This is a genomic window from Curtobacterium sp. NPDC089689, from assembly GCF_044749145.1.
GTDB lineage: Bacteria > Actinomycetota > Actinomycetes > Actinomycetales > Microbacteriaceae > Curtobacterium.
Genome location: NZ_JBIVHJ010000001.1, coordinates 949,026 through 971,008, shown reverse-complemented (window position 1 = coordinate 971,008; position 21,983 = coordinate 949,026). Strand labels below are relative to the sequence as shown.

26 protein-coding genes are annotated in these 21,983 nt (G+C 68.1%); 13 read left to right on the top strand and 13 right to left on the bottom strand.

The annotated features are described in order from the left end of the window. Nucleotides 1–6 precede the first annotated feature (6 nt). The 5 genes from ACIPYW_RS04705 (at nucleotide 7) to ACIPYW_RS04685 (ending at nucleotide 3,142) form a co-directional block, all read left to right on the top strand. Nucleotides 7–864 (top strand): hypothetical protein, encoded by an 858-nt coding sequence (locus ACIPYW_RS04705; RefSeq protein ID WP_400411213.1) that lies wholly within the window; start codon nucleotides 7–9, stop codon nucleotides 862–864. Between the two features lie 324 nt (nucleotides 865–1,188). Beyond that, nucleotides 1,189–1,674 carry a hypothetical protein gene (locus ACIPYW_RS04700; protein ID WP_400411211.1) on the top strand — a complete coding sequence of 162 codons (486 nt, stop codon included), beginning with the start codon at nucleotides 1,189–1,191 and terminating at the stop codon, nucleotides 1,672–1,674. A 67-nt stretch (nucleotides 1,675–1,741) separates the two neighbouring features. Further along, on the top strand, nucleotides 1,742–2,314 hold the full coding sequence (locus ACIPYW_RS04695; RefSeq protein WP_400411209.1) for a hypothetical protein: 573 nt from the start codon (nucleotides 1,742–1,744) through the stop codon (nucleotides 2,312–2,314). A gap of 31 nt (nucleotides 2,315–2,345) precedes the next feature. Next, on the top strand, nucleotides 2,346–2,972 hold the full coding sequence (locus tag ACIPYW_RS04690; RefSeq protein ID WP_400411207.1) for a hypothetical protein: 627 nt from the start codon (nucleotides 2,346–2,348) through the stop codon (nucleotides 2,970–2,972). Then, nucleotides 2,969–3,142, top strand: coding sequence for a hypothetical protein (locus tag ACIPYW_RS04685; RefSeq protein WP_400411206.1), 174 nt, complete (start codon nucleotides 2,969–2,971; stop codon nucleotides 3,140–3,142). The genes ACIPYW_RS04690 and ACIPYW_RS04685 overlap by 4 nt, the downstream gene beginning before the upstream one ends. On the opposite strand, the gene ACIPYW_RS04680 is transcribed toward ACIPYW_RS04685, so the two are convergent. After that, complete coding sequence (locus ACIPYW_RS04680) at nucleotides 3,139–3,705, bottom strand: hypothetical protein (RefSeq protein ID WP_400411203.1); 567 nt, start codon at nucleotides 3,703–3,705, stop codon at nucleotides 3,139–3,141. The genes ACIPYW_RS04685 and ACIPYW_RS04680 overlap by 4 nt on opposite strands. Before the next feature lie 160 nt (nucleotides 3,706–3,865). On the opposite strand from ACIPYW_RS04680, the gene ACIPYW_RS04675 reads away from it, so the two are divergent. After that, nucleotides 3,866–4,069, top strand: a complete 204-nt coding sequence (locus tag ACIPYW_RS04675) for a hypothetical protein (RefSeq protein ID WP_400411200.1) — start codon at nucleotides 3,866–3,868, stop codon at nucleotides 4,067–4,069. 187 nt (nucleotides 4,070–4,256) lie between these two features. Continuing rightward, nucleotides 4,257–5,177 carry a hypothetical protein gene (locus tag ACIPYW_RS04670; protein ID WP_400411198.1) on the top strand — a complete coding sequence of 307 codons (921 nt, stop codon included), beginning with the start codon at nucleotides 4,257–4,259 and terminating at the stop codon, nucleotides 5,175–5,177. 40 nt (nucleotides 5,178–5,217) lie between these two features. On the opposite strand, the gene ACIPYW_RS04665 is transcribed toward ACIPYW_RS04670, so the two are convergent. The 7 genes from ACIPYW_RS04665 to ACIPYW_RS04635 form a co-directional block, all read right to left on the bottom strand. Beyond that, complete coding sequence (locus ACIPYW_RS04665) at nucleotides 5,218–5,871, bottom strand: nuclease-related domain-containing protein (protein ID WP_400411196.1); 654 nt, start codon at nucleotides 5,869–5,871, stop codon at nucleotides 5,218–5,220. 424 nt (nucleotides 5,872–6,295) lie between these two features. Continuing rightward, the gene (locus tag ACIPYW_RS04660; protein WP_400411194.1) at nucleotides 6,296–6,634 is read right to left on the bottom strand and encodes a hypothetical protein; all 339 of its coding nucleotides are present in this window, start codon (nucleotides 6,632–6,634) and stop codon (nucleotides 6,296–6,298) included. A gap of 58 nt (nucleotides 6,635–6,692) precedes the next feature. Continuing rightward, complete coding sequence (locus tag ACIPYW_RS04655; protein WP_400411191.1) at nucleotides 6,693–6,947, bottom strand: hypothetical protein; 255 nt, start codon at nucleotides 6,945–6,947, stop codon at nucleotides 6,693–6,695. A gap of 85 nt (nucleotides 6,948–7,032) precedes the next feature. Beyond that, nucleotides 7,033–7,689, bottom strand: coding sequence for a hypothetical protein (locus ACIPYW_RS04650; RefSeq protein ID WP_400411188.1), 657 nt, complete (start codon nucleotides 7,687–7,689; stop codon nucleotides 7,033–7,035). Nucleotides 7,690–8,326: 637 nt separating this feature from the next. Continuing rightward, on the bottom strand, nucleotides 8,327–9,469 hold the full coding sequence (locus tag ACIPYW_RS04645; protein WP_400411186.1) for a plasmid recombination protein: 1,143 nt from the start codon (nucleotides 9,467–9,469) through the stop codon (nucleotides 8,327–8,329). 766 nt (nucleotides 9,470–10,235) lie between these two features. After that, entirely contained in the window at nucleotides 10,236–10,859 is a 624-nt protein-coding gene (locus ACIPYW_RS04640; protein WP_400412512.1) for a Rep family protein, read from the bottom strand. A gap of 32 nt (nucleotides 10,860–10,891) precedes the next feature. Then, nucleotides 10,892–11,122 (bottom strand): AlpA family transcriptional regulator, encoded by a 231-nt coding sequence (locus ACIPYW_RS04635; RefSeq protein WP_051597137.1) that lies wholly within the window; start codon nucleotides 11,120–11,122, stop codon nucleotides 10,892–10,894. A 224-nt stretch (nucleotides 11,123–11,346) separates the two neighbouring features. Between ACIPYW_RS04635 and ACIPYW_RS04630 the strand changes: the two genes are divergently transcribed. The 5 genes from ACIPYW_RS04630 to ACIPYW_RS04610 all read left to right on the top strand — a co-directional run bounded on the left by ACIPYW_RS04630 (nucleotide 11,347) and on the right by ACIPYW_RS04610 (nucleotide 16,341). Next, entirely contained in the window at nucleotides 11,347–12,540 is a 1,194-nt protein-coding gene (locus tag ACIPYW_RS04630) for a tyrosine-type recombinase/integrase (RefSeq protein ID WP_400411183.1), read from the top strand. 232 nt (nucleotides 12,541–12,772) lie between these two features. Next, nucleotides 12,773–13,711, top strand: coding sequence for a hypothetical protein (locus tag ACIPYW_RS04625; RefSeq protein ID WP_400411181.1), 939 nt, complete (start codon nucleotides 12,773–12,775; stop codon nucleotides 13,709–13,711). Then, a complete protein-coding gene (locus ACIPYW_RS04620; RefSeq protein ID WP_400411178.1) occupies nucleotides 13,692–14,504 on the top strand; it encodes an HIRAN domain-containing protein in 813 nt (270 codons plus the stop codon). The genes ACIPYW_RS04625 and ACIPYW_RS04620 overlap by 20 nt, the downstream gene beginning before the upstream one ends. Nucleotides 14,505–15,037: 533 nt before the next feature. Further along, nucleotides 15,038–15,997 (top strand): glycoside hydrolase, encoded by a 960-nt coding sequence (locus tag ACIPYW_RS04615; protein WP_400411176.1) that lies wholly within the window; start codon nucleotides 15,038–15,040, stop codon nucleotides 15,995–15,997. Between the two features lie 5 nt (nucleotides 15,998–16,002). Next, nucleotides 16,003–16,341 (top strand): cupin domain-containing protein, encoded by a 339-nt coding sequence (locus tag ACIPYW_RS04610; RefSeq protein ID WP_400411174.1) that lies wholly within the window; start codon nucleotides 16,003–16,005, stop codon nucleotides 16,339–16,341. A 23-nt stretch (nucleotides 16,342–16,364) separates the two neighbouring features. Here the strand turns inward: ACIPYW_RS04610 and ACIPYW_RS04605 are convergent, their stop codons facing one another. The 4 genes from ACIPYW_RS04605 to ACIPYW_RS04590 all read right to left on the bottom strand — a co-directional run bounded on the left by ACIPYW_RS04605 (nucleotide 16,365) and on the right by ACIPYW_RS04590 (nucleotide 20,036). Continuing rightward, complete coding sequence (locus ACIPYW_RS04605; protein ID WP_400411171.1) at nucleotides 16,365–17,024, bottom strand: response regulator; 660 nt, start codon at nucleotides 17,022–17,024, stop codon at nucleotides 16,365–16,367. Beyond that, complete coding sequence (locus ACIPYW_RS04600) at nucleotides 17,021–18,322, bottom strand: sensor histidine kinase (RefSeq protein ID WP_400411169.1); 1,302 nt, start codon at nucleotides 18,320–18,322, stop codon at nucleotides 17,021–17,023. Before ACIPYW_RS04600 ends, ACIPYW_RS04605 begins: the two co-directional genes overlap by 4 nt. Next, on the bottom strand, nucleotides 18,319–19,002 hold the full coding sequence (locus ACIPYW_RS04595; protein ID WP_400411167.1) for a DedA family protein: 684 nt from the start codon (nucleotides 19,000–19,002) through the stop codon (nucleotides 18,319–18,321). The genes ACIPYW_RS04600 and ACIPYW_RS04595 overlap by 4 nt, the downstream gene beginning before the upstream one ends. Nucleotides 19,003–19,169: 167 nt before the next feature. Beyond that, nucleotides 19,170–20,036 (bottom strand): alpha/beta fold hydrolase, encoded by an 867-nt coding sequence (locus ACIPYW_RS04590; RefSeq protein ID WP_400411164.1) that lies wholly within the window; start codon nucleotides 20,034–20,036, stop codon nucleotides 19,170–19,172. A 199-nt stretch (nucleotides 20,037–20,235) separates the two neighbouring features. Between ACIPYW_RS04590 and ACIPYW_RS04585 the strand changes: the two genes are divergently transcribed. Beyond that, nucleotides 20,236–21,237 carry an aldo/keto reductase gene (locus ACIPYW_RS04585; protein WP_400411162.1) on the top strand — a complete coding sequence of 334 codons (1,002 nt, stop codon included), beginning with the start codon at nucleotides 20,236–20,238 and terminating at the stop codon, nucleotides 21,235–21,237. Nucleotides 21,238–21,385: 148 nt separating this feature from the next. Here ACIPYW_RS04585 and msrA read toward each other — a convergent pair whose 3' ends face one another. Beyond that, nucleotides 21,386–21,907: a peptide-methionine (S)-S-oxide reductase MsrA gene (gene msrA, locus ACIPYW_RS04580; RefSeq protein ID WP_400411159.1), complete on the bottom strand. Its 522-nt coding sequence runs from the start codon at nucleotides 21,905–21,907 to the stop codon at nucleotides 21,386–21,388. Between the last annotated feature and the right edge of the window lie 76 nt (nucleotides 21,908–21,983).

Below are 21,983 nucleotides of genomic sequence, written 5' to 3'. Positions count from 1 at the left end.
GCTCCTGTGCACAACGACGACGCCCCACCTGCTGCGCCTGCTGGCTGGTACCCGTCAGTGGTCGCTGGCCGCGAACGTTACTGGGACGGCGCGGAGTGGATCGCCGAGCGCGCCGTTCGGAAGGACGTCGAGGCGAGCGGTGCCGAATCGTCCTCCTTCGCAGAAGCAACGGCGGCCGGACCGCATGTGCCCGCAGCCCAGGCAGAGCCGGCTGCGGTGGCATCCCCTGATCCTGGCGCGAAGACAGGGGCGAACAACAACGTTCGCCGTGTCGGCTGGCACGAGCACGGGTGGAAGCGAAACACGTGGCGGTATTGGACCGGCCGCACCTGGTTGAACGAGGGCGATCCCGGGTTCGACGCCATCGCGCAGCCCCGCCCAGTGAGGAAGTCCCGTCAGGTCCTTCCCGTGGGCTGGTGGTTCACCATCATTGCCATCCCCACCCTCGCACTCATCGTGACGATGGTCGCCGTAAGCGTCGGCGCCCCCGGCACGGAGACCCGTACCGCCTCCGACCCAGAGGATGACACGGCGCTGGTGGAAATCGCCCCGGATCTGCCCGCCGGGTTCCAGGATGCAGGTTCCGGTATCGCGCTGAAGTGGCTCAGCCGAGGCGACGACGGTTTTGAAGGTGGCTGCGAGTACTCGTTCGGCTCCTGCTTCAAGGCGAAGGTCTACGCGTACGACGCCTGCCCGTCGGGCGTCTACGTTGGCGTCAACGGCTTGAACAGTGCTGGCACAGTCGTTGCGTCGTCGAACGACACCCTCTACGCCCTCGGTGAGGGTGAGACGGGTGCTCTCGAGTTCACGTTTACTCGGAGCGGTGTCTCGAAGGCGAAGTTCACCCAGGCAACCTGCCGCTGAACCTGCGTTCTGTGCGGTCCTCGGAACAGGCCGACGAGGATCCGCTTGGCTAGGGGCCACGACGCTCCTCGTAGTCCCGGCGGTCCTCGCCGTCGACGCCTTCCTCTACCTGCGTGACGGCCCGAGTTCTTTAGCCGATGGCGGACTCTCTGTATCGCCGCTCTCGTGGGTGATCGGCGCGGTGCTCGCTGCGATCCCCGCGCTCATGGCGCACACGACGCGCACCAGCACGTCCGCCGGCTGAACGCGGTGACCGGCCACGCGCCCGGTTACCGTGGACGGATGGGGGATCGAGACGATCAGGCGCCGAGTGCGCTCCGGTTGGTGGGCATGCTCGCCGCGCTCGTGCTGCTGCTCGGTGGCGTGGTCGCCGCCGTCGTGCTCAGCGTCGGCGTCTCGGTGCACCGGGCGCTGGGGCCGCAAGAGACTGACGACGGCAGCATCTGCGAGCCGCTGAAGGGCGAGTGCAGTCGCCTCGGGCGGACGTCGATCGAGACGAGGTTCAGCGTCAGACTGCCGCCGGACGCGCAGCTCGAAGCGTCGGGGTCAAGGTCGTTGATCAAAGCGTCCGAGGCGTGGGTCGTGGCATGCGTTCCGGACGTGAGTGGGCTGCTGCAGGACGCGGAAGATGCTGGGTTCGTGGAGTCGGCGGTGTCCGACTACCCGGAACGGCACGACTGGTCGGGCAGGGGCCCGGTGTCGCAGGAGGTGCGGCTGGTCGCACCGGACGGTGGTGCTCAACGACTGGACGTCGGTAGCAGCTGCGACGTGGGCACGTGGGTCTACCTCGGGTACTTCAAGGACTTGTGAGTCCCGGACACTGGTCGTCGCCGCGAGAAGGCAGCACGATGGGGACGGCGATCTGGGGAGGAGCCAGGTGAACGACGGAGAGGACGTGCCGGCGGCCGCGGACGGTCATCCGCAGCTCGGTTCCGTGCACAAGAACGGCGACCGCCGATTCGGGATCAGGGGGCTCCTGGCGAGTGTCTACGCCGGTCGCGGTACGCCGCAGGCGTCGAACCTCTACCGCTCGACGGTGACCGAGTACATGCGCGAGGTACGCGTAGGCGACGAGCTCCGCGTCGAGTGGGACGGTGCTCACTGGTGGGCATCGTCGGCGGCGGGCACCGTGGGGCGACTCACCTGGTCGAAGAGCCTCCGCGAGGAGACCGCGTACGTCCCTGACGGCCGCAGCCCGTACGACTTCAACGACGGGATGCTCCACGTGCAGAGCGTCACGGTAAGCGCCGCCGGCGAGGTGGTCAACTGCGGCGGCTACGTCGTGCCCGACAACTACGTGCCGTCGGACTGGCCGATGACGCCGATGCCGGATCCGTCGGAGCGCGAGCTGACCGTGATGATCAGCGTCCCTGTGCCGGCGAAACCCTCCGAGGCGCCCGCTGCGCCTCCTCGACGTCGGCGTTGGCTCGAGAGGCTCATGGGACGATGACGATGACGATGACAACAACCTCGGAGAAGCGGTGACGATGAGCGATCAGGCAAGGGTACCGGCGACAGCGATCGGGTACGTGTTCAGGACCGAACCCGCCGACAAGGCGTGGGCCTACATCGGACAGAGCACGCGCCTCGACCCGAAGCACATCGACGGTTACTTCGGCAGCGGCGCCTTCATGACCGAGGTGCTCGCGGACCATGGCGCCAGCGGCCTCACCAAGACGATCGTCGCGACGGCTGAATCGCCGCTGGAGCTGCATTACCTCGAGATGCTGCACATCGCTGAGGCTCGACGGGACGGCGTACGTGTCGGCAACGGCGACTTCGGTGGTCCGCGACCGTTTCCGAACTTCCAGCAGGCTCTCCGCGAAGTCGCCCCGGCCGTGATGCGCGCTGCCGACGACCCGAAGCGGTTCTACGACGCCCTGGTGAAGCACCGTGATCTGGTCGAACAGGCGATCCTCGACTCGTCGAGCGTTCCAGTGGACGCGTTCTACGCCGGGATGGAACGCGATCTGCGCGCCACCGAGGACCTGAGCCACCCGTGTCCTGCGTGCGGTTCCGACATCGGCGAGGTGTGCCGGACGAACTCGAAGTCGCTCACCAAGCCGCGGAACCCCGCCAGCAATCACTCGAAGCGGCCGCGCTCATGACGACGTACACACCACGAGAGCTGGCAGCTGAGCTCGGCTACACGAACGAGTCCAGGCCGGGGCAAGTCGTGCGGAGATACCTGCGGGAGCGGTATCCGGAGCACACGGGACTCTGGATGCTCGACGAGGCGGAGGCCGACGACGTGCGCGCGAACGTGCCGCGCGCTTAGGGCAACCGCCGGAAGAGCTCAGGCGATATCACTTCGTCGGCGTCAATGCTGGTGACAGACAGCGCGGTCTCGAGCGCGACCTGCGTCCATTCGTTGTTCGTCGAGGGGGCGGCGGCGGTGACCTGGGGAAGGCGAACGGTCCACTCTCGCGCCTCGGCGCGGATGAGGCCGAAGCGTTCGTAGACCTCACTCGGCTCGGAGTTGAGCGGTGCTTGCTGATACATCGCGTGGGCGATCAGGGAAACGTCGCGCGCGGCCTCGGCTGCAAGGTAGGTGGCCAGCTCGACTGGCGACCAGGTGCGCGTCCTGCCGAATGGTCCATCAAAACCTGCGGAGCGGTAGTCGGCCTTCGACACAACGCCCGTGTGCACGTGACGCTTCAGGCGCCAGTCAGATAAGCGCGGCGTAACGGTGAGCGTCACAAGTCCGGCCGCGCTCTGGATCTCGAGCACTGGTCGTCGAGCCGTCCCACTGACTTCGACCGGCAGCAGTCTGTTCAGTTGGCGGAATGTCTTCGAGGCACCGTCCAAGAACGCTTGTGGGGTCAGGCCTTCACTTGTCACAGCCCCAGCCTACGGACGCACGTAAGGAAGCGGCGCGGGCCTTAGTTCCTGCCTCGGGCACGCCTATCGCACGACCTTTGACGGACCCGGGCTGTGTTTAGACCGCAGAGAGCTCAAGGACTGGCCAGGATTTACGGCCCGACAGCCTACGATCTGTCTAGTGAACGACCACGACGGCGAGGTGCAGCACGTGGTTGCCGTCTATGCGTCGATGGCGGCTTTGCGCGGGTTCGACCGGGAGCATCGTTGCGCTGAGCGCGCCAGCGGCCGCCGAGTCGCGATGGTCTCCGCGGATGCAGGCCGGCTCGATCCGGTGCCGCGCGGGCGCCATCAGCACCAGTTGAACGATGTCATCGGTCACTGACGAGGAGCTGCGGAGCCTCGCGCGGAGGGTGTGGCGAGGCATCGAGCGCGGCATGCTCCGGGTCGAGCAGCACGTTCGTAGCCCACGAGGTGTCGCAGCCATACCGATCGACCCAGAGTTCCTCCCGTCCCACATCATCGGATTAAATCTCTTAGCTGCTGCCGATCATGCTCGAACCCTCGCTGCCGTGATCACCGATCCGAAGCTGGGACCGTCTGCAGCAACGGTCGCTCGGGGGGTTGTCGAGAACCTCGCCCGCGTGCACTGGATCAGCGTCGGCACGACCGGAAGCGAGGTGAAGGCGCGCGCCTTGCACGTGCTGCGCAAGGACGTTCAGAGCTCGGCACGAACCACTCGCTTCACCGCCAAGCGTCCCGATCGGCCCCCGATGACGCGCAATGAATACGCAGCGCTTATCAAGGAGCGGATCGACTCACTCGACGTGTCCGGCCTGAGCTGGTCGGTATCCACTGCGATAGACGACATTGCTCGTCAGCAGTGGAGGCACTTTGAGCCGCGCATCCCTTACTCGAACCTGTCGTCGATCGCTCACGGCCACTTGCCCGGTCTCGCGATGCTAATCCGAGGCGACCACAAGACCATGCGCCTCCCTCGGCAGGAGGTCATCAACCAGGTAGGAGTCGCCCTCGCCATCAGCGACAGGGCAGTGCATGCGCTGCAGCGCTGCCCTCTGCCGCTCCTTCCCAAGAGCTGTGTCCCAGAGCAGTGGGAGTCCATCACGCTTGCGCTCATGCCCGCGATCCAGACGCTGATGGCCGAGGACCGTGGCACAGCACCCGTGCAGACGCAGTCGGGGGAGCAGACGAGCGAGCGCCCGAGTCACGACGAGAGGACCGACGATCATCGTGCGCGCGGTCAGACTGAAGACGTTGCGGCGCGATGTGCCTCATCTTCCAGAGGGCTCGTCCGTGGTTACCAGCGCTTCGATCTCGAAGTCGCTGCGCGGTCTGCGCACGCGCAACTTCGAGCGCGCCACCTTGTGGTCGATAGCCTTTGGATCGCGACCCGATCGGGATCACCCGAAGTCTCGCAGCCGCCGTGGTCTCGCCTGTCAGGCTCGCAATTGACACTTAGCCGCCGCAAGTGACAGCAGCGGCAGCGGTGTCGCCATCAAGGAGCGACGCGCGTCAGGCGGGCGGGAAGTGCGCAGCGATCGCCTCGGCGGACTCGGTGACGTCGACCGTTCCCTTGAGCGGGGCGAGCTGCTTCGCGAGCCGCTTCGGCCAGCAGACGTCTATGCCGCGCACCGTGAACGAGCCGCCGAAGAGCGGCCAGTCCGCGTCGACGAAGCAGAGTGCGCCGTGCACGGGGACCGAGCCAACGACATCTTGCACGAGCGCCACCTGGCGGAGCGTGCCGTCGACGAGCTTCGTGCCGTCCCCGCCGACGACGAGCTTCTCCGTGCGCGGCCGGAACAGGCCGCCCTCGACGTGCAGGCGCGGCCGCTTGTTCCGGTAGCGCTTCGCGTCGATGACCCAGACGCCGGCGCGGGTGATGACGATGTGGTCGATGTTCGCGCGGGAGCGGGGGATGCGGCGGTCGTGGAGCACGACGAGGTGCTCGGAGGCGATCGCGTCCAGTGCCCGGCCGACCTCGGCCTCGCCGGCGGCGCCGGACTTCCAAGCGACGGTGCTCTGGCGTTCGCCGGAGAGTGCGACGGCGATCGTGCCGATGCGGCCGTCCCCCCAGGTCTCGCGGATCTTTGCCTCGTCGCGTGCCCGCCGGCGGTCGTACTCGCGCTTCGCGGATGCGCCGGCGGTGCTGGTGTCGTTCGTCCCCATGGTGTCCATCCAGTCAGACGAGCACCCCGCGCCACGAGCCCCCGAGCGAGGTGCAGCACGCTGACGGCGTACCAGTTGTACCGGTACCAGTTGCGTCGCACTGTTTGACGGCACAGATCTTGGGCAGAAGAACGTGCACGTTTGTGCATCGGCGGCTCGAGATACAGACGGATCCGTCGCGCGGGCGGCCATTGAGGACTTGAGTGTCGTCGCGAGGTTGTGCACGAGTTTCGGGCCGAGGATCGCTGCTGCCGCGGCGTACCAGGCATTGCGCCGGCCCCCTGACGTGCACAATCTCGCGACGGGTTCGTGCGCGGGCGTGTACTCACGCCCCATGGCGGCTCGATCAAGCAACGACGTCGCAAACCCCACGCACCTTGGCCCCTCATCCTCATCGCGCCGTGCATGTGTGCGCGCCTCAAGATCACTCCGTGTCCGCCTGCTCGAGCTGACGCAGCCTCTTCGCAAACCTCGGCCCGACATTGAGGCTTCGCTCCACTCCTCCTCTCCAGGTGAACAGATCATGCTTGCGCCATTGGCGCATGATGTACATCCGGAAGCAGCTCGTTACCAGTGCCTGCTCTCGCCCGCGCATGCCCGCTGGGTGCCGTGACGGAAGTCCGTTGGCGTCCGGAAGCAGGTGAGCGAACAGCTCCTTGAAGGTCGGTCCGTGGCCCTCTAGCTTCGTGTGCTCCTCGATGAAGACTGCTGCGGCACGTGCCCACTCCTGTGAACGATCGGGAGCGAGCAGGTCCTCGACCACGTAGGACCAGCTCGCCGGAGGCGGCGTCTGTCGGCTCGGCCACCATGTCGCGCGGCGCTCAGGCATCGTCGACCTCGAGACCTGCAAGCTTCAGCGCGGAACCGAACGCCTCGATCTGCGCGGTGGAGACGAGTTCCACCCACCCAAGGACGTCGTCTTGCTCCTGTCGGCTCAGATCCTCCCAGGTCCTGTGACCGAACCATGACACCTCGCTCAGACGCGCGACCGCGACCCGAGCGGTCTCCCGAATTAGGACCTGCCGGAATGCGTCTGCCCGGTTTCGCCAGTCGGAGCTCGCGTCAGGCTCGTTCATGAGGCGCCTCCGGTCCGCGAGTGGGAGCGGTGAGGGGCTGAGACGTGTGCGGTTTGGACGGCCGTCACTGCGATGACCCTCGCCTTCATCGGTGCAGCCCCGCGTCGATGAGATCGAGTACCTCAAAGGGGTCGCCACCGTCCTCGAGCCAGGCCGCGGGCGTCTTCATGCCCTCGTCGAAGAGGTCCTCCTGACGCGTCGTGAAGAAACGCCCGATCGCGAGCGGCCGCCATCGGTTGAGCAGCGCAGGCATCAGTTCGGCTAGGTGCGGTAGGAGATGCCCGACGGGCCGAGTCGTGAACTGCCAAGTCGGGATCCGTTGTTCGCCGCCGAGCTCGACCATCAGGAGCTCGTTTCGATCCGCGGCCCGGAGGAGCTCCTGCGGAGTCCTGTGTAGGAGCCTGGATGCCGCATCCAGCGACGCCGTCTCCCAAGCGCTTGCGAGCCAGCCGGCTGCTTGCAGGAGCTGGAGCGCACCCTGCGCAAGCCTGTCTTCAGCGGCAGCCACGTCCTCGGCTGTCATCGCCCCGGTGTCGACAAGCGCCTTGGCGTGCGCTGACTGGTCCGATCTGGGCGGGACTGGCGGCATGCTGCTGATCACGGTTGCGAGGCCGCGGACGAGGTAGTCACCTTCGGCACGAAGCGCTCGGATCGCGGTCAGGAGCTCGTTCTCAGCTTCGCTGTGGGTGGCCGGCTGGTGCGGTAGCCTCTGTGCTGCGAGGGAATCTCTGTCGGTACTCATCGCCGCACGTTAAGCAGAACCGCTCGATGCTCGGCGGGCGCCGAAGTGATATCCGTCAGGTAATGCTCGTTTATGTGCCAATCTGGGTATGAATATTTCACAGGCTTCGGGCGTGTCGGTTTGTCTGCACCACGGACGCCTCTCACAGCCGCCGCTCGCGCTGATTTCGCGCCCGACGCCGAGCACCCTGAGGCGGCCCTGGCGGACGATGAGTCCGACGGGGCTTCTTCCACCCGCTCAGCGTCGTCAATGTTCTCTCGATTGGCGGCGGCACTTCAGCAGACGCCCGGGGCCATCGCAAGCGTGCGGGGGAGGGTCCCTCTCTGCGGGCTCAATTACGCCTGGCGAACCGCATGCTCTGGAGCGATCGCGCACGAAGCCGTGCCAGAACCTTTCGAGTGATATCTGGCCGGATGGTGGTCAGAGTTGGGCTAGAAATCGGTCCCAAAGCGGTCACAAATGGCCAGTTTCCGGCCTGAACGACGTCATGAGCGCCCCAAGGGTCGGATGTCCCGGAGCCGACCGAATTTCGGTCCTCATCTGGGCATGACGTGGTCAAGAACCGGTCCTGTGGCGCCCAGATCGCCAGAATGTATGCGGCTGGCCTACTACTGACCAGAGTGTGACCGAATATTGGTCAGAACTCGGCCTCAGGTTGCGCCGCGGCCGACGTCTCAGGAGTTCCATCCATCAGTCGCTGCACCTCTGCGCGAGCGGCGCGCCTGCGAGCCATGTCTGACTCGAACACGTGGCGCAGCGGCTGGCCATTGCTCTTTCGACTGTCAAGCCAGGCCTCGAACTCTGGCGGCACGTGCAGCAACCGCTTGTTGATGGCGCGCAGCTGGTCACGCTCCTGTTCAGCTTCCTGCCGGGCACGCTGCGCGGCCATCTGAACCGCTACAGCGGCGCGGCGTGCCGCTGTAGCCGTCTCCTGCACGCGGTGAGCTTCCTGAAGAGCAGCAGCGAGTTCGGTCTCACGGACACCGATGCTCGCTTCTCGCCGATCCAGGTTCGTCGATCGGTTCTTGAGGCTGACACGCATGGTCTCGTAGGTGGCCTTTTCTGCCTCGGCGTCTGCGGCTGCGTCGCGCAGCCGGTCGGCCTTTGCCTGAAACTCGCTGCTACTGAGGTGTTCGCGGGATCGCTCGGTGACGCGCGTCTCCACGTCGTAGCCGGCCGCCGACATGTGCTCGCGGAGCACCTTGTGCTGGCGGCGGAGGTCGTTCGGACCCCTGAAGAAGTCCTTTTGGGACAGGCGCCCGTCAGGCGTGACGGGCGTGACGAGTACCTGCAGCTGCGGGCTGTACTCGTCGAGGTGCAGCGAGAACCCCAGCACGTTCTCGAGCCCGAACTCTTCAATCGCCCAGTCGAACGAGGCACCCATGTAGTTGACGGCCGCCTTGTTCGGTCCGTGCGTGCGCCAAGTCGGGTTGAACTCGTCGAACCACTTCGGGTCGAGCTGCAGGATGAGCCCTCGGAGGAGAACGGCGTCCTTTCGAAGTGAGCGCTTGACGGTTGCGAGACGTTTGCCGAGGTAGGTGTGGAACTCGTGAGACGGCGGCCGACCATCGATCGACACGAGTTGGCGGAATCCGCCCGCCCCGTCATTGATGAGCGTGCGGTTGTTCTGCGTCCGTTCCGGCACGATGTTCTTATTCGTCTGCGGGAAGTGGAAGCCAGCCTGCTGATCTGCCTCCCGAGCGATGTGGCGGAAGAACCGCTTCGCGTGCCCTCCGCGTCCCACCTTGTGGGACGCGTCGAACGTCATCGTGTAGCTCATGCTTCGCCACCCTCGACGCTGATCGAGGGGTGCACCGACTCCGTCGTCGCACCCCTCGATGCCTTCGGCGACTCTCCCGAGGGGCTTCTCCTGCCGCGACTCCGACCACCACCCCAGGGCACCTTCGGGAGGGTGGCGGTCTCCTTCGCGGCAGAAGAAGGTGTAGCCCCATACACTTTGGCGTCGCTTCGCTCGCCAAAGTCCTTGGGGCCCTGCGGGGCACCGACGCGCAGCGCGCGTCGAGAGCAGCCATGAGGCTGCTCTAAGGATCCGAGTCGCTGGTCGCTTCTCGGGCAGGTGGCCGTGTCACGCTCCGCGGCAACTTGTCGACCACGCGAAGGCACAGCCTTTGCCGGGAACACGTAAGCGCGGAGCGCGCTGCTCCGGACCTCGCGAGGAGACCGCGCGGCACCGATGTTGAAACCTCTTCTCCTGCAAACACGTTCCGTGCGGCAAGCACCGCGCGCGGCGCCGAGGCTTTCGATGAGCGTCGCCTTGAGGTCGATGTGAGCGATGATCCACGCGAGCGAACTCGCCCTCCAGAGGAACTTCGCAACCAAAGGCGGCTCTTGCACGGTGGCCCAGATGCGCGGAGAGGCATCGAGGGACGCCGATGGGTTGCACCCGCAATCGAGAGCCGCGACGCGCTCGGTACAGGGGATCGCTGGCTCGAGGGCTGGGCCTCCAGCTGGCGAATCATTCCGGAAATCATTTCCGCAATCATTCGCCGAGGAGGCAGGGACATCGCGTGGCCCGACGGCGCCCGTCACTGCATGCCTCGCGCCCGCTGCTTGCGTTCCGCCAGTCGAGCGGCGCGCAGCTCGGGTGTCGCGTACTCCCGCAGCGCCGACTCGTCGAGTCGTTCGAACTCCAGGTGGTGGCGCACGAAGAGCTGCGGATACTCGTCGAAGATGCTGCGCGCGCTGCGTTCGCCCCTTAGCACCGCCACTCGGAGTTGATCGAGAAGCGGTGGGATGTGGCCCTCATGAGCACGCAGGGCATCGACTTCCGCTCGCCAGTCGTAGCCCGGGGAGGCGAACACCTCGCTGTCGGCGTAGAGGTGCTTGCCCTTTGCCTGCTCAGTCGGAGACTCGTGCGTCAGGTAGCGAAGAGCGCGGGCGAAGGAGTGAGGGTCTCCGCGTTGGCCAACTACCGGGCGGACGAGCTCGGTCGGGACCTGCAACATGTTGGCGACGGTGTCTTTGCTGCGGGCATCCCTGAGCGCGAAGATGACGTGCACATGCTCGCGGACACCCTGATCCTTGTCATGCAAGATGCCCGCGTAGCGCTCCACGTTCGGCCGATCAAGCCCGTGAACGACGGCATCACGCGTTAGCGTCTGGGACACGACCCGGAAGCGGCGAGTGCGCTGTCCGCCGCCCCGACCCATCGTGGGAGGACTAGTGGGAGTCTCGCCAGCGCTCATCGGCGCCCCTCCTCGGAGGTGCTGCCGAACTCCTGGGACAGAAGCCACGCGTCGACCGCCTCAGGGCGATAACGAACGGACTTCCCAAGGCGGATGAAGGCTGGGCCGGTGCCGGTGATGCGCTTCTCGCTCAGAGTGCGCTGCGACAAGCCAAGACGCTCAGACAGGGTCGCCGGAGTGATCAGGGCATCGAGGAGCGGGGTACTGACTGCAGAGGTGACGGGCATGAAGGGTCCTAGAGGACCCTCGGATCGCGCTAGCTCTATCCCCGAGGAGGGTGGTCCGACGGTGATCTGTCGGTGGAAGATCGTTCTCCCTGCGGCGCTCACTTCCCCGACTGTCACTTACATCGGTAACGGTGCTTGCTTCGCCGCGTTCGTCAATCGCGGTTTTCAGTCTACACATTTGTGCACGTTCTTGCGGCCGCATTGTTGATCCGCCAGGATCCTCGGTGCAGAGCTTCACGAGCGACAAGGGACTGATGGGCAGCGTCTACAAGTACGACACAAAGCAGGGCTCGCGCTTCGAAGCCCGCTACCGCCGACCGGATGGCAAGACTGCCCGGAAGGGCGGGTTCAGACTCAAACGCGATGCCGAGAACTACCTCACCACTGTGGAGGCCGCGAAGCTGGATGGGTCGTACATCGCTCCCAGCGACAGTCGCCTCACCTTGGGAGTCCTCGGATCTGATTGGATTTCCTCGCATAGAGCGTGGGTCAAGCCATCGACCTTCCACTCGGACGAGTCCGCGTGGCGAGTACACGTCGAGCCGAAGTGGGGTGCTCGAGCGCTTGGGTCTATCCGGCACACCGAGGTCCAAGCGTGGATCAGCGAGATCGCGGAGACGCGCAGCGCGACGACTGTCGCTCGTGCGCATGGCGTGCTCGCCGCGATCATCGACGGGGCGGTGAAGGACAAGCGGCTGACATCGAACCCGGCGCGCGACATCAAGCTCCCACGCAAGACGAAGGGCCGGCGCGCGTACCTCACCCACGAGCAGGTCGAGCGCCTCGCCGTCGAATCAAAGTATCCGGACCTCGTGCGGTTTCTCGCCTACACGGGACTGCGATGGGGCGAGGCGACCGGGCTCCGCGTCCGGCACGTCGACCGGGCTGCTCGGCGAGTGAACGTCGAGGAGAACGCGGTCAATGTCAACGGGACGGTGATCGTTGGAACCCCGAAGACTCACGAGCGCCGATCGGTCGTCTACCCCGCGTTCCTCGACGACGCGATCGAGGCCGCGTGCGATAGGAAGTCGCCGGATGATCTTCTCTGGGGCGGAGGGCTCGAGCACCTGCGACCCGGTGACTCGCGGAAGGGCTGGTTCGTCGGCGCAGTGGGCCGCGTCCGTGCCGGCGATGAACGAGTTGCAGCCGCAGCGCGCATGCGCGGCGACGAGGTGCGGCAGGTCATGCCGGTCGTGACGCCGCACGATCTGCGGCACACGGCTGCATCGCTTGCAATCAGCGCAGGGGCGAACGTCAAGGCCGTACAGCGCATGCTTGGTCACTCGTCTGCGGCGATGACGCTCGACCGGTACGCGGACCTCTTCGAGGACGACCTGGAAGCAGTCGCGGATGCTTTGAACGCAGCGCGCGCCATGCGAATGAACCCTGAGCGCCCTGCATCGCTGACGGCGAGGTAGGTGAACCTCTGGAGTGGGCGTTAGCGACAGCCGGGCAGCCTGACGCGCGTTCGTTTCTTGCCGGGAGCTCTACGGATACCGCAAAGCTGTCCGGCCCGAGGCTTCAGGCTTCGCTCCACCACGAGGTCAGCCGTCGCACGTCAAGTGGCGCAGAACTCTCGCGTGTCCAGCGCGTCAACTCCTGGCGTGAGGACCACGCTAGGTGCGAGATTGACTCGGCTATGTTGTAACGGTGTCCGACGCCTCCGTACCCCGCACCGATGCGTCGGCGTGGACGTTCGTTCGGGTCGAAACCCGTGGTGCCAATGAGAAGGTGTGGTTGCGGGACGAAGAGACCGAAAGTGATTGGCTCTTCAAACCGCGCAGTCAGCACTCCGATGGGAGCGCCCAGATCGGAGACTGGGTCGAGTGGGCCTCCTCGAAGGTCGCAGCGCTCGTTGGCGTTCCGAGCGCGACCGTCCGGCTTGGGCAGCGTGGGGGCCAGCTCGGATGCCTGTCGCTGAACGTCGCACCGAGCAATACATGGGAAGTTCACTCCGGGAGGCTGTGGCTGGACGATCTTCCGAACGTCTCGTACAGCTCGGTCGTCGCAAGCCTCTCTAAGCGGGTCGAGGGCGCGTCTCCTGGGCACACGATAGAGAACGTGAAAGTCGCGCTCGACGGGCTGGAAGCCCCGCCCGGGATGGCTCCCCAGCTGACTGGCTGGGACGTGTTCGTTGGGTACCTCTTATTGGACGCCCTTACGAGCAACCGAGACAGACACGAAGAGAACTGGTCGGTCATGCTCCCGCTACGCGGGATCGGAGCGCTGGCACCGACGTATGACATGGAGAACGGGCTCGGCTTCCAGCTCAGTGACCCCAAGCGGGCGGAGCTGCTTGAACGCCCGGAGGCACTCGACAAGTTCCTGGCTCGCGGGACGGCCTACCGTTTCGACGGAGACCAGGGCACCTCTCTCGTCGATCTCGTGGTGTCGGCGTTGGACTCGTGCTCGGAGGCCGGGCAAGTCTGGCTCGGTAGTGTGCTTGCGAAAGCCGAGACGATAGATTTTGCCGAACTGCTGCGTCCAGCCGACGGAGTGTCAGAGGTTGCGGTTAGCTTCGCTCAGGTGGTACTGGGGAAGAACGTGAGGAGGATGCGAGATGCGTACGATGACCGAGAGCACGCGTGAGGCTGAGGAAGTGGCCGACCGCAACACGCAGAAGCTCATCGTGACCTGGCAGCATCCGGAGAGCCGAGACATCTTCCCGATCGGAGTGCTCGCCTGGGATGGGCGGACCTACAGCTTCGACTACCTCTCTTCAGTCGAGGGCGTCGAGGACTTTCGCCCCCTGCTCGGTCTGAAAGACACGACTCGGCACTACGAGTCCGCCGTGCTCTTCCCGATCTTCCAGGAGAGAGTCCTCGACCCTCGTCGTCCTGACTACCAGCGCTATGTCTCCGATCTGCGGCTGGACGAGTCGAGCGCGTCCCCATGGGAGCAGTTGACGAGATCCGGTGGCTCATCGGCAGGCGACACCCTGCAGCTGTACCCCACCCCTGTCTACGACGGCATCGTGTGGACGATCCGTTTCCTGGTAAACGGCGTGCGGTACATGACTTCGAAGAAGGTCGACGTCAAGGGCGCTGTCAAGGGTGGGTACTCGGATGAGGAGCTCGAGGCGGTCCTCTCTTCTCTCCATCACGGGCAGCCTCTCTCCGTTGTTCACGAGTCGACGAACTCGAAGTCGCCCAACGCAATGCTGGTGCTCACCGCTGGAGAAGCTCCGATCGGTTATGTTCCAAACTGGCTTTCACGGGAGGTGCTTTCAGTCGTCGATGACGGAGTGCTGCGGTGCGTGGTCGATCAAGTCAATCCGTCTGAGGCGGGATGGCACTTGCGAGTGCTCGCACTTCTCGAGATGAACCTTCCTGCCGACTATGACTTCTTGGCCGGCGAGCGCTGGCAGTTGGCCAGCGCCTGAAGTTGGCCTTGAGCCCCCATCTGCGCCTTCCGTCGCGGATGGGGGCTTTTCGCGCATGCAAGTCGCTGGCCGAGCCGGTTCCGAGTCGGCCGATCGTCGGTGAGAGGAACGACCGAGCCTCGTGCGAGCTCAGCTCCCGTGGATCGATGAACTGGTGTCACGGATAGGCGCTTGGCGGCTGCAGCCGACCTGCTCGCAAGCCGTGGTTTCGCCTACAGCGGTAACCGAGCAGTAACGGAGAACCCGATACGAGGCGTGTCGAGGTGTGAGCAACCGCGCTGCAGATCAGCTCAAAGCCGGGGAAGTTGACCGCAAACCACTACTCGTGCCACCACGCGGGTGGGTTCAAATCCCACCGGTACCGCCACGATCAAGAGCCTCGGCTCCCTCGCAGGGAGCCGAGGCTCTTGTCGTTCATCGGGTGATGAACAGCTCGAGCACCGCAAGACGTACACGCCCGGCACAGTGCCGCTGCGCCCCGATGCGGGACTGTGCGGAGCCCCAGGAGGCGCCCACGGGTGCACCATGGACCGATGAGCGACGACGCTTCCGTCCGACTCCTCGGCGAACCGTGGGGCGACACCTCCCGCCGCGGACGCCCGTACGCCAAGGACCCGTCGGTGATCCGCTTCGGCGGCCGCTTCCTGCTCTACTGCTCGTTGCCGTCGGCCAGCGACGCCGAGCCGGAGGGCTGGTCGATCGGCATCGCCGAGAGCGACGACCTGGTGTCGTGGCGGACGGTGGCCGTGCTGCCGCCGTTCGGCGACTACGACCGCAGCGGCGCGGCGGCACCCGGTGCGGTGGTCGTGGACGGCCGGGTGCACCTGTTCTTCCAGACCTACGGCCGCGGCCGCGAGGACTCGATCTGCCACGCGGTCAGCGACGACGGCCTGACGTTCACGCCGAACCCGGAGAACCCGGTGTTCCGGCCGTCGGGTGACTGGACGTGCGGCCGGGCGATCGACGCGGACCTCGTCGTGGCGGGGGACTGGCTGCTGCTGGCCTGGGTGACCCGCGACCCGACGATGACGACGCAACTGCTCGGGACCTCTCGGGCACGCATCGGCAGTGCGTACGGGCCCGGGGACTGGGAGCAGCTGTCCGTCGACGGGCCGGCGCTCGCACCCGAGCTCCCGTGGGAGCAGGACTGCATCGAGGCCCCGGCGCTGCGGTGGGACGGCCAGCGGTTCACGATGTTCTACGCGGGCGCGTACAACAACGCGCCGCAGCAGATCGGCTGGGCGACGAGCCCGGACGGCCGGACGTGGACGCGCGGGTCGGACGAGCCCCTCGTCCCCGCAGGGCCCGAGGGGAGCTGGAACCACTCGGAGTCGGGCCACCCGGGGTACCTGCGTGATGAGGACGGCCGCGAGTACCTGTTCTTCCAGGGCAACCCGGACGACGGCCACACGTGGATGATCGCCGTGACGGAGCTCGCCTTCGAGGACGGTCGGCCGACCGTGCAGTGGGACAGGGGGAGGCCCGTACGGTGACGGGCATGACCGCCTCCGTGGTGCACATCGCCTCCGTCCCGACCGACGCCTCGCAGCACCCGGCCGCGAGTCCGTACGACCGCCGACTGAACGGCCCGTTGGGCATCGGTCGCTTCGGGTTGTACGAGGTGGCCCTCCCCGCGGGCGCGGCCACGGTGCCGCACGACCACCGTGCGGATGGCGACGAGGATGCGTACGTCGTGGTCCGCGGCTCCGGCCGGCTCGTGGTCGACGGCGTCGAGACCGAGCTCTCCGCCGGTGACGCGGCGGGCGTCCCGCCCGAGCACGAGCGCTGGTTCCGCGCCGGCCCCGACGGGTGCACGCTCATCGCCGTGTGCGCCTGACCAGGAGCGCAGCCCGGCGACGGTCACCCCGGCCCGACGAGCCCGCTCTCGTGTGCGAGCACCACGACGTGCACCCGGTCGCGGAGCTGCAGCTTCGCGAGGATGCGTCCGACGTGGGTCTTCACGGTCTGCTCGGCGATGAACAGCTCGGCAGCGATCTCACCGTTCGACCGACCACGGGCGATGAGCAGGAACACGTCGCGCTCCCGCTCGGTGAGCACGTCGAGGACCTCGGTGCGCGGTGCGGCCGGTGCGGGGGCGGCGACGAAGGCCTCGACGAGGTGCCGGGTCACCCGCGGCGCGAGCAGGGCTTCGCCGCCCGCGACGGTCCGGACCGCTGCCACGAGTTCCTCGGCCGACGCGTCCTTGAGGAGGAACCCGCTCGCTCCGGCGCGGAGGGCGTCGAACACGTAGTCGTCGACGTCGAACGTGGTGAGCATGACGATCCGGACGGGTCGGTCCGAGGGTGCTGCGGTGATCCGCCGGGTCGCCTCGATGCCGTCCAGGTGCGGCATCCGCACGTCCATGAGCACCACGTCGGGCTGCTCCCGCAGCACGAGTGCGACCGCCTCGGCGCCGTCCGACGCCTCGCCCACCACCTCGAGGTCGTCCTGGGCCTGGAGGATCGCCCGCAGTCCCATGCGGAACATCTGTTGGTCGTCGACCACCACCACCCGCGTCACTGCTGCTCCTCGTCGGCTCGCGTCGACGACGCCGCCACCGGCGTCGTCGGCAGGGACACCGCGACGCGGAAGCCGCCGTCCGGCCGCGGGCCGTGCTCGACGGTCCCGCCGAGCGCGGCGACCCGCTCCCGCATGCCGGCGAGCCCGAAGCCGCCGTCGTCGGGCGGCGGTGCGGCCACGGTGCCTGCCGGCGGCGCGGAGTTGGTGACCTCGACCCGGAGGGCCGCACCGTGCCTCCCGACCGTCACGACGGTGGACGCGCCGGGCGCGTGCCGGGCCACGTTGCCGAGCGCCTCCTGCACGACCCGGTAGGCGGTGAGCTGCGCGAGCCGGTCCGCGTCGCCGTCGACGGCGACGAGGTGCAGTGTGACCGGGATGCCGGCGACCCGGGTGCGTTCGACCAGGTCGGGGAGGTCGGCGAGCTGCGGTTGCGGTGCGCGCTCGGCGTCGGCCCCTCCGCGGAGGGTGCCGAGGAGCTGGCGCATCTCGCGCAGGGCGGTGCGGGAGGTGCCGGCGATGGCGGCGAACTCGGCACGGGCCTCCGGCGGGAGGTCCTGGACGCGGTACGGGGCGGACTCGGCCTGCATGTGGACGACGGACATGCTGTGGGCGACGACGTCGTGGAGTTCGCGGGCGATGCGGGCCCGCTCCTCGACGGTGCGCCGACGCTCCTGCTCGAGTTCGACGTCCCGCCGTGCCTCGGCGAGCTCGACGCGGACGGCCCGCCGCTGTCCGATCGCGACGGCGGCGCCGGCGAGCAGCAGGGTCGACCCGGCGGACACCACGAAGGTGGAGGCCCAGACGTCCGCGGGCTCCCAGCGCGACGGTGCCACCGCGACGAGGGCGAGTGTGAGGACCGTCGTGGCGGTCCACACCGCCGCGGTGAGCCGCCAGTCGGTGCGGACGCCGAGGACGACCACGAGTGCGCCGACGCCGATGATCGCGGTGACGGGCAGGGGCCACGGGGCGACGTCGCCGCTGATCGTCATCAGGCCGAGGGCCGCGACCGCGGCGAGGTGTGCGACGGAGGCCGTGCGGGGGAGCACGGGGGCGAGGCCGAGGGACACCGACAGCACGGCGGTGACGAGGAGGGCGAGCGGCACCGGGACGCCGTACACGACGGCGGTGACGGGCGCCGCGACGGCGAAGAGCGTCGCGGCGATCACGACGAGGACGAGACGGGCGACGACCACCGGCCACGTGGCCCACTCGCGGCGGGTCGACCACGGCCAGCGGCGGCGCACATCGCGCGCGGCCGGGGCGTCTGCCGAGCTCGGTTCGTGGTCGTCGCTGGTCACGGGCGGGCGGTCTCTCCGGTCGGAGCGGGCGTGCGCGTGCGCGGCGCCCGCTCGGGGGTGGCGCGTCGTCGGGCCGCAGCGGCCTCGCGCCTGCGGCCGATGCTACCGATCACGCGGTCCACCACGACACCGAGCACCACAGCGACTACCATCGACACCAGCGCCGCGACGACGGGCTCGTGCAGCACCGACGACGTCGCGAGGGCGATGCCCACCGAGGTCGCCGCCCAAGCGCTGCCCGCCACCGCGCTGATGCCGAGGAAGCGGCGGTAGGGGAGTCCCGTCGCGCCTGCCGTGGTGTTCACCGCGACGCGGCCGACCGGGATGTAGCGGCCGACGAGGATGAGGCTCGCGGGACGCCGCTCCATCTGCCGCTCGGCGAACGCGAACGCCGCGGCGATCCTCGGGCGTCGGGAGGACGCGAGTCGCGTCAGTCCGATCCGGCGGCCGATCCAGTACGCGACCGAGTCGCCCGCGACCGCTCCGGCCGCCGCGGCGACCAGGACGCCGACGAGCACCGGCTGACCGGACGTGGCGGCGACCGCGGCGACGGCGACGAGGGCCGTCTCGCTCGGCACCGGCGGGAAGAAGCCGTCGAGCAGGCACAGCGCGAACAGCACGACGTACACGAGCGGACTCGCCGCCAGGTCGACGACGAACGGGGTGATCTGGTCGAGCACGGGGTGCCTCCCTCCGTCGGCGGCGCTCGCCGACGAGGACGACGCTACGGACGCGGTGGCGCGCTGCCATCCGCCCGCGGGGTCGACCGCCCCCTACTGGGGTATGAGATCCGGGAGCGGTCACCTGCCGCCGGCGACCGGCGGAGACGGCAGGCGGCGCCGCCGGGTCAGAGCCGTTCGGCGACGGCCGCCACGACCTCCGCCGGCACCTCACGCTGCACGAAGTGCCCGACGCCCGCGAGCTCGACCAGCCGGAAGTCGCCGTCGAACGACGACCGGGCATCCCGCGCCGCCGCGACCGTCTCGCACGCGTCCGCGTCACCGACGAGGAACGTCGTCGGCACGTGGATCGACGGCCACGCGTCGAGTGTCGCCTGCAGGTCGGCGTACCGCGGGTTGCCCGGTGCCTCCCCGGCGCCGTGCCGGTAGTAGTGCACGACGGTGTCCGTGAACTCGTCGGACGCGAAGGACGCCAGCAGCGCCTGCCGGTCGTCGGGGTCGATCACGTCCGGAGACGACCAGTGGTCCCACGACCAGACGAGGAGCTCCGAGGGGGTCCGTCGGAACGCGGCCTCGCCGACCTCGGTGCAGAGCCACCACCGGTACCAGGCGACGGCGGCGTCGTCGAGCGTCTGCTGGGTGGACAGCCCCGTGCGCGGCCCGTACGCGGTGGCGATCCCCACGAGCCCTCGGAGGCGCTCGGGCGCGACGGCGGCGACCGCGTGGGCGGCTCGGGAGCCCCAGTCGTGGCCGACGAGCACGGCGTCGTGCAGGTCGAGCGCGTCGAACAGGTCGAGCAGGTCCGTCGCGAGGGCTGCGACCTGGCCGGAACGTTCCTCCGGGTGCACGCTGCTGCCGCCGACACCGCGCAACGACGGCCGGACCACCCGGAGGCCGGCGGGCAGTGCAGCCACGACAGCGTCCCACGTCGACGGGCCGTCGGGGAACCCGTGCACGAGGACGACGGGCGTGCCGTCGGGGTCGCCGTCCTCCCGGTACTCGATGACTCCTCGGGGTGTCGTGACCTGCGGCATGGGCGGCTCCTCGTGTGCGGACGGGTGACGGGCGGTTGCCTGCATGCTGCCAGGTCGCGACCGGCCCGGCCCGGCGTCGTGCTCGGACGGGGCCGGCGTCGTGGTCGGACCGGCCCGGCGTCGTGGACGGCCCGCCCGCACGGTAGCGTCGATCCCGGCCCGCCGGCCGCTTCCCGACCCCGACCCGGATCGAGCAACGATGCACGACGTCCACCGTCCCGCCGACGACCGCTACGAGCAGCTCCCGTACGAGCGCGTGGGGAGGAGCGGTCTCCTCCTGCCGCGCATCTCCCTCGGGCTCTGGAACAACTTCGGTACCGACCGACCCCTGGCGACGCAGCGCGACATCCTGCTGCACGCGTTCGACCGCGGGATCACCCACTTCGACCTCGCGAACAACTACGGTCCGCCGCCCGGCGCCGCCGAGGAGCAGTTCGGCCGGGTCCTCGCATCCGACCTCCGGCCGTACCGCGACGAGCTCGTCGTCTCGACCAAGGCCGGGTACGACATGTGGCCGGGCCCGTACGGCAACGGGGGCTCGCGCAAGTACATGCTCGCCTCGCTCGACCAGTCCCTCGGGCGGCTCGGCCTCGAGTACGTCGACGTCTTCTACTCGCACCGCCCGGACCCGTCGACCCCGATCGAGGAGACCGTCAGCGCGCTCGTCACCGCGGTCCGTTCCGGCAAGGCCCTCTACGCCGGCATCTCGAACTACGACCCCGCCCAGACCCGTGCCGCGTCGGAGGCGCTCGCCGCGGAGGGCATCCACCTCCTCATCCACCAGCCGCGCTACAGCATGTTCGACCGGACGCCCGAGGGCGGGCTCTTCGACGAGCTCACCCGGATCGGCACGGGGGCGATCGTGTTCTCGCCGCTCGCCGGCGGGCTCCTGACGGACCGCTACCTCGACGGGTCGGTGCCGGTCGGGTCGCGTGCCGCCGAGGGACGCTGGTTCGGCGCCGACCGCATCGACGACGACTACCTGCGGACGGCGCGGGCGCTGGACGACATCGCATCGGCACGAGGGCAGTCGCTCGCGCAGCTCGCCATCACGTGGGTGCTCCGGCAGCCGGCCGTCACGTCCGCGCTGGTCGGCGCGTCGAGCGTCCGGCAGCTGGACGACACGCTCGCGGCGCTCGACGGTGCGCCGCTCACCGACGAGGAGTTGACGGCCATCGACGGGCTGGTGCCGCGCGGCTGACGCCAGCCAGCGACGGACTGGAGGCGCGGTGCCAGCTGGCACCGTCCTCCCTCGCAGGCTCGGTCGGCGCACCCCGCGCAACGCTTCGCGTTGCCGCTGAGCGGGGCGCGCCAGTCCGTCATGCGGTCACGCCGTCAGGCGTGCGCACTCACGCCGACGCGGTCGCCTCGTCGCGGTGCGGGAGCTTCCAGCCCGGGCGCACGAAGTGGCAGGTGTACCCGTGCGGGTGCTTCTCGAGGTAGTCCTGGTGCTCCTCCTCGGCCTCCCAGAAGTCACCGGCGGGCTCGACCTCGGTCACGACCTTGCCCGGCCAGATCCCGGACGCGTCGACGTCCGCGATGGTGTCGAGCGCGACCTGGCGCTGCTCGTCGTTCGTGAAGAAGATCGCGGACCGGTAGCTGCGGCCGACGTCGTTGCCCTGGCGGTCCTTCGTCGACGGGTCGTGGATCTGGAAGAAGAACTCGAGCAGGTCGCGGTACGAGATCTGCGACGGGTCGAACACGATCTCGACGGCCTCGGCGTGGTCGCCGTGGTTGCGGTAGGTGGCATTCGGGGTGTCGCCGCCGGAGTAGCCGACGCGCGTGCTGATGACGCCCGGGCGGCGACGGAGGAGCTGCTGCGCTCCCCAGAAGCACCCGCCGGCGAGGATGGCGGTCTCGGTGGTGGTCATGCTGGCCTCCTGGGCTTCGTCGTTGCCGCTGGCTGCGGCATCACCGGGTGCAACCGGCGGCGGCCGCCGACTGTTC

What these genes read in the sequence shown, in the direction of transcription:
- ACIPYW_RS04685 (WP_400411206.1), top strand. Translation starts at nt 2,969, where the DNA reads ATGACGACGTACACACCACGAGAGCTGGCAGCTGAGCTCGGCTACACG.
- ACIPYW_RS04665 (WP_400411196.1), bottom strand. Translation starts at nt 5,871, where the DNA reads ATGGGGACGAACGACACCAGCACCGCCGGCGCATCCGCGAAGCGCGAG.
- ACIPYW_RS04655 (WP_400411191.1), bottom strand. Translation starts at nt 6,947, where the DNA reads ATGAACGAGCCTGACGCGAGCTCCGACTGGCGAAACCGGGCAGACGCA.
- ACIPYW_RS04650 (WP_400411188.1), bottom strand. Translation starts at nt 7,689, where the DNA reads ATGAGTACCGACAGAGATTCCCTCGCAGCACAGAGGCTACCGCACCAG.
- ACIPYW_RS04645 (WP_400411186.1), bottom strand. Translation starts at nt 9,469, where the DNA reads ATGAGCTACACGATGACGTTCGACGCGTCCCACAAGGTGGGACGCGGA.
- ACIPYW_RS04640 (WP_400412512.1), bottom strand. Translation starts at nt 10,859, where the DNA reads ATGGGTCGGGGCGGCGGACAGCGCACTCGCCGCTTCCGGGTCGTGTCC.
- ACIPYW_RS04635 (WP_051597137.1), bottom strand. Translation starts at nt 11,122, where the DNA reads ATGCCCGTCACCTCTGCAGTCAGTACCCCGCTCCTCGATGCCCTGATC.
- ACIPYW_RS04620 (WP_400411178.1), top strand. Translation starts at nt 13,692, where the DNA reads ATGACCGAGAGCACGCGTGAGGCTGAGGAAGTGGCCGACCGCAACACG.
- ACIPYW_RS04615 (WP_400411176.1), top strand. Translation starts at nt 15,038, where the DNA reads ATGAGCGACGACGCTTCCGTCCGACTCCTCGGCGAACCGTGGGGCGAC.
- ACIPYW_RS04610 (WP_400411174.1), top strand. Translation starts at nt 16,003, where the DNA reads ATGACCGCCTCCGTGGTGCACATCGCCTCCGTCCCGACCGACGCCTCG.
- ACIPYW_RS04590 (WP_400411164.1), bottom strand. Translation starts at nt 20,036, where the DNA reads ATGCCGCAGGTCACGACACCCCGAGGAGTCATCGAGTACCGGGAGGAC.
- ACIPYW_RS04585 (WP_400411162.1), top strand. Translation starts at nt 20,236, where the DNA reads ATGCACGACGTCCACCGTCCCGCCGACGACCGCTACGAGCAGCTCCCG.
- msrA (WP_400411159.1), bottom strand. Translation starts at nt 21,907, where the DNA reads ATGACCACCACCGAGACCGCCATCCTCGCCGGCGGGTGCTTCTGGGGA.